Origin of the sequence: Pseudomonas sp. SH10-3B (assembly GCF_019891415.1) — a bacterium.
Taxonomy (GTDB): Bacteria; Pseudomonadota; Gammaproteobacteria; order Pseudomonadales; family Pseudomonadaceae; genus Aquipseudomonas.
On record NZ_JAFLXD010000097.1, the window covers coordinates 1 to 5,225 of the forward strand.

At 63.1% G+C, this 5,225-nt stretch carries 4 protein-coding genes; 1 reads left to right on the plus strand and 3 read right to left on the minus strand.

All coding sequences use genetic code 11. The features are described 5' to 3' along the window. The first annotated feature begins 246 nt into the window (after positions 1-246). Entirely contained in the window at positions 247-1,653 is a 1,407-nt protein-coding gene (locus J1G35_RS30360; protein ID WP_223016843.1) for a hypothetical protein, read from the plus strand. 138 nt (positions 1,654-1,791) lie between these two features. On the opposite strand, the gene J1G35_RS30365 is transcribed toward J1G35_RS30360, so the two are convergent. From J1G35_RS30365 to J1G35_RS30375, 3 genes are all read right to left on the minus strand, one after another. After that, a complete protein-coding gene (locus J1G35_RS30365) occupies positions 1,792-3,129 on the minus strand; it encodes an MFS transporter (RefSeq protein WP_223016844.1) in 1,338 nt (445 codons plus the stop codon). Between the two features lie 151 nt (positions 3,130-3,280). Then, positions 3,281-4,216 (minus strand): DMT family transporter, encoded by a 936-nt coding sequence (locus J1G35_RS30370; protein WP_053139110.1) that lies wholly within the window; start codon positions 4,214-4,216, stop codon positions 3,281-3,283. Between the two features lie 132 nt (positions 4,217-4,348). Next, positions 4,349-4,969 carry a LysE family translocator gene (locus J1G35_RS30375; RefSeq protein WP_053139108.1) on the minus strand — a complete coding sequence of 207 codons (621 nt, stop codon included), beginning with the start codon at positions 4,967-4,969 and terminating at the stop codon, positions 4,349-4,351. Positions 4,970-5,225 lie beyond the last annotated feature (256 nt).

Consider the following 5,225-nt stretch of genomic DNA (forward strand, 5'->3'; position numbering starts at 1 on the left):
CAAAACACAGCCCCGGACGTGCCTGGCACTCTGCAGCGCTCTTATTGGGGCTGCTGCGCAGCCCAACGCGGGGCAAGCCCGCTCGCCACAGGTACTGTTTGCCCGTTCTATCTCTTAACTGACTGTTCAGCGGATAGCGCTGAGAGTCCCGCCTGTCTCGGCCACCCTGGCGTAGTCGATTTTTTTCGAAGCCTTCTCCATTTGCCTTTACACTGCCGCCCCCGAATTTCAGCAAGGATGCGTTGGATGCGTACGCGACTCAGCGGTGTACTCCTCTCCCTGGCCCTGGCCGCTCCCGTCATGGCCGAGCCCCGTTCGTTCTCGGTCAATGATCCCAGCGGTCAATACCTGGTCGAAGTGTTGTTCCCCGAGGTGCCGCAGGACTTGCAGTACCTGGCGCCGGCGCTCATCACCCTACGGGACAAACGCTCCCTCGAAATCCTTCAGCAACTGCAGACCCCAGACGCCCAGGTGCCGCTGGATGCCCAAGGCAGAACCCTGGACTGGCGCCTGATGGGGGAGAACGGGGTGGTGTACTTTGCCGATATAAACCAGGATGGCCGCCAGGACCTGGCGATCCGCAATGGCAACGGCGCGGATAAAGACTTCCAATCGAGTTATGACGTCTACCTGCAAGACCCGCAGAAGCCCCACTGGGTGCTCAATGGTCCCTTGACCGAGCTGGCCAACGAGACCTTCGGCGGGATGTTTTCGGTCGATCCCAAGGACGGCATTATCCATTCGCAGACCGACCGGGGTTGCTGCTGGACCCGCGCCAGCCGCTATCAGATGCGCGATGGAAAACTGGTAAAGCTCAGCTCGTACACCCAGGCAGAAGTGCCCGCGACCGACGATGACGCCAACAACAGCATGCCCAGCGGCTACATGCTGCGCACCACCGGTGAGTGGAAGGACGGCCAATGGCTGGAAACGCCAAGGCTGGAAGGGCCGGTCAACGAAGACCCCGAGTTCCTGGCTGGAACCCTCAACGGCAAGATCCCGGTGCAACTCTGGTACCAGCAACAGGGCGCGGTGCTGATCGGTGAGTTGCGCTACACCAAAAGCGGCAGCGGCAAGCCGATCAAGCTGGTGGGGGATCAGGGTGAATACGGCGACCAGTCGTTTATCTACCTGCACGAATATGCCGATGATGGTCATCAAACCGGCATCTGGCGCATCACGCGGGAAACCGTCGAACCTTATGACTACGCGGGCACCTGGGTCAGTGGTGCCAAGGGCGAACAGCCCGAGCTGCAGATTCAACTGCACAGGCAGGACCGAGAGCCGGAGTACGACAAACTCGGCGACGTGGCCCGCGACCAGCGCGATGGGCATTACCAGATGCGCGACGACTTCCTCGACCGTGACGGCGACCTGGACCTGAAAATCCTTCCCGAACGCGATGCCCAGGGCCGGGAAGTGGCGGAACTCACCGTGACGCTCAAAGACACCGGCACCGACAAGATCATCATCACTACGCACCAAAGCGTGCCGATGGAAACCGAAAACCTGATCATCGTGCGCGCCCCCCAGGCGCCCCCTCGGGCCGGGCCGTATCACATCCAACTGGTGACGGGCTTTGCCGTAATCGAGCACAACTCGGCGCCGGACAGCCAGGACTATCTGACCGGGTTTTATCGTAAGCAGCCCTGAGGCTCGGGAGCAGTGGCGCCTGAGTGTCGATCCTGGCTCAGGCGATAAAGCTGCTGCCTGTCAGTCCGCCATCGCAGCCTCGCTTGCGCTCGACAGCTGCGGGTTTGGACGGTGTTGGGTAAGACGGCATCAGGGTGCTTAACGCGAGAGCAGCGGCGCCGGGCTTTTGTCCTCAGCGCCCACGTCGTGCAGGGAAATCCTCGACGTTTCCGGCAACGCCAACCCGCCCGCCAACGCCAGCAGTGCCACGGCAATCAGGTAGAACGCCGGTGACAGGTTGCTGCCGGTGGTGCTGATCAACCACGTGGCCATCAGCGGCGCGGTACCGCCGAAGATCGTATACGCCATGTTGTAGGTGATCGCCGAGGCGGTGTAGCGCGTGCGGGTCGGGAAGGTCTCCGACAGCAACGCCGCCGTGACCACTCCGCACAATACTGCGCCGACCGCCAGCAACATCACCCCGACGATAGACGCGGCGAACGAACCGGAGCTGGCCATCAGGAACGACGGATACACCACCACCATCAACAACACACATGCCGTCATCACCGTGACCCGACGCCCCACGCGATCCGAATACAGCCCCGCCAGCGGGCAAATCGCTGCGGCGAAGATCAACGCGATCAGCGACACCAGCAACGCCATCGCGCGACTCAGCCCTCCCGCCACTTGCAGGTACGTGGCGAAGTAGGTGGTGAACATATAAAACGACAGCGCCGTCAGTGATACAAAAGCGCCCAGGCAGCAGATCGCCGCACCATGGTTGCGCAAGGTTTCCTTGAGCGGAGAGTGGGCGACCGCGTGCTCCTGCTTCACGGCTTGGAAGGCAGGCGTCTCATCCAGCTTCCAGCGCAGGTAAAGGCCCACCAGGCCCAGCGGCGCGGCGATCAGGAACGGCAGGCGCCAGCCCCAACTGCCCATCGCCTCGGCGGACAACGACGCTTCGAGTGCGTACGCCACCACGGCGGCGGCGGCGAAGGCAGAGAACGTCGACACCGGCACGAAGCAGCCGTACCAGGCGCGTTTGTCACTGGGCGCGTGCTCCATCAGGTAGGCACAGGCACCGGCGTATTCGCCGCCGGCGGAGAAGCCCTGGGCGCAACGGATCAGCGACAACAGAATCGGCGCCGCGACGCCGATGGCGGCGTAGGTCGGCAGCAGGCCGATCAAGGTGGTGGCGCCGGCCATCAGCAGGATGGTCATGGCCAGGGTGCGTTTGCGCCCGATACGGTCGCCGAGCATGCCGAAGAAAATCCCGCCCAAGGGCCGGAAGGCAAAGGCGACGGCGAACACCGCGAAGGTTTTGAGCAAGGCCGCGCTGGCGTCGCCGCTGGGGAAGAATTGTTGGGCGATGGTGGTGGCGAGGAAGCCGTAGACGGCGAAATCGAACCACTCGACGAAGTTACCGATGCCGGCGGCGATGATGACCTTGCGCAGGGTTTGGGGGCTTACCTGTTCGGTGGAGGGGCTCGTCATGGGGAAGGCCTCGGAAGGGGTCGGGGGATGCTGGATTATCCGGGGAAGGGGGATAGGCGGCCGGGCTCAAAAGAGTCGTCCGCATAGTCAGTAGCGACTGGCTGGGAGTGGAGGAGGCAGGAATTGGGCCAGGTCAGGCGGGGATCTATCGTTACCGGGCAGACTTGCGATAGGTCAGCAGCACAATCCCGGTCACCACGATGACGCCGCCGAGCATCTGTCCGGCGCTGAGCAGTTGATCGAGCACGATCCAGCCCATCAGCAAGGTCGCCAGCGGCTCGATGTTCATGACCGGTGCATTGCGCGGCATATCCAGGCGCGGGACCGACATGAACAGCACGATAAAACCGGTGCCATACAGCACCACCAACGTCGCGAGCGCCAGCCAGCCGGTACTGGTGGCCGGCGCGTTCAGGCCGCCCGGAAGGGCGCCACTGAGGCCGGCGAGGTTGACGCTGCTGAACACGATGAAGATGGTCAACAGGCTGCGCACTGAACCGCGTACCTGGGACAACTTATGGTCGGTGATCCACAGCGCACAGGCGAACACGAAGGCGGCGCAGAACGCCAGGCTGACGCCGAGCAGCCATTGCGGGCCGATATCGGTACTGCTTGAGAGGCGGGCGGGTACGTCCAGCACAAACACCAGGCCCACCAGAATCAAGCCCATCAGCAAGGCGGTGCGCGCCGTCGGGCGTGGGCCGCCTAATGCCCAGGTGAGCAGGGCGAGCAAGATCGGGAACACGTTGCCCACCAGTAACGCCAACGCCACCGGCACGCGGGCGACGGCGGAGTAGAGGCACAGGCTCTGGGTGGCGATAAGCAAGCCCAGCAGCACTTGCCAGCGCCATGCTCCTGCTGGCAGGCGCAGGTTTTGGCGTTGCCACAGTACCAGCACGGCCAGCACCAGCAAGGTCCCACCCGAGCGCAGCAAAATGGCCAGCAGCACACCGGCGCCATCGTCGAAAGCGACGCGAGCGGCGATGTGATTGCCGGCGAAGGCACAGCCCATGCAGAGCAGAATCAACACGGCGATCGGACGGGAGAACAGGGCGGGGGCGGTTTGCGTCGGGGCAGGCGGAGTCATGCTGGGGCTCGGGTGGTTGGCGCCATCGTCGGGGATGGCGATTTATTTTTAGGTTGTCGTACAACTTCGTGAGGGGGGATTTGTAGCGTGTTTGCGCCGAGGGGGCAAGGAGGGATTTGGCCTGGGGAAAACTCAGCGCTTGCTGAACGCTAGCTTTGCGGCAAACAGCACGAAGATCACGCCGGTGGTGCGGTCCATCCACTGGATGACCTTTTCGCGGCGCAGGAACCCGGACAGCGACTGTGTGGCGCCGATCAAGACCAGCGACCACAGCAGTCCGAGCAGCACATGGATGCTCACCAGGCCGAAGGTCCAGGCAATCAGCGAATGCCCTTGGGGGATAAATTGCGGCAGGAACGACACGTAGAAAATCCCCACCTTGGGGTTCAGCACATTGCCCAGCATGCCCTTGATAAACCAATTGCCGCCGGGCTTGCCATCGGTTGAGGCCTGCGCCAACGAGCGACGGGGGCGCACCAGCATGTTCAGCCCCAGCCAGGCCAGGTAAGCGGCGCCGCAGTATTTGAGCAGGTTGAACGCCACCTCCGACACCGCAATCAACGCGCCCAGGCCAAAGGCAACCGCAGCGCCCCACACCAGGCAACCGGCGTTGATGCCCAACGTGGCCAGCAGCGCCTGGCGTTTGCCTTCCACCGTGGCGGTGCGCAGGACCAAGGCGGTGTCGAGCCCAGGTGTGAGGGTCAGCAGGGTGGCGGCGAAGGTGAAGGCGAGGAGGTTATCGGTGATGGACATGGCAGGGCTTCATGCAGAGGGGAGTTGACGATAACCCAAGCTTGGCATGAGTGGTTATCGTGTGGCGAGCGGGCTTGCCCCGCGTTGGGCTGCGAAGCGGCCCCAAAACCAGGCACTGCGGTTTGTCTGATGGAACACAGTGATCTTGATTGGGGCCGCTTCGCGGCCCAACGCGGGGCAAGCCCGCTCGCCACAGTAAGCGGGCTCATTACACGAGAGACGTGTCAGCCTCTAGCGATTGAAGCGCTCAACCAAC

Coding starts and splice junctions, on each gene's coding strand:
- J1G35_RS30360 (WP_223016843.1), top strand. CDS start 247: ATGCGTACGCGACTCAGCGGTGTACTCCTCTCCCTGGCCCTGGCCGCT.
- J1G35_RS30365 (WP_223016844.1), bottom strand. CDS start 3,129: ATGACGAGCCCCTCCACCGAACAGGTAAGCCCCCAAACCCTGCGCAAG.
- J1G35_RS30370 (WP_053139110.1), bottom strand. CDS start 4,216: ATGACTCCGCCTGCCCCGACGCAAACCGCCCCCGCCCTGTTCTCCCGT.
- J1G35_RS30375 (WP_053139108.1), bottom strand. CDS start 4,969: ATGTCCATCACCGATAACCTCCTCGCCTTCACCTTCGCCGCCACCCTG.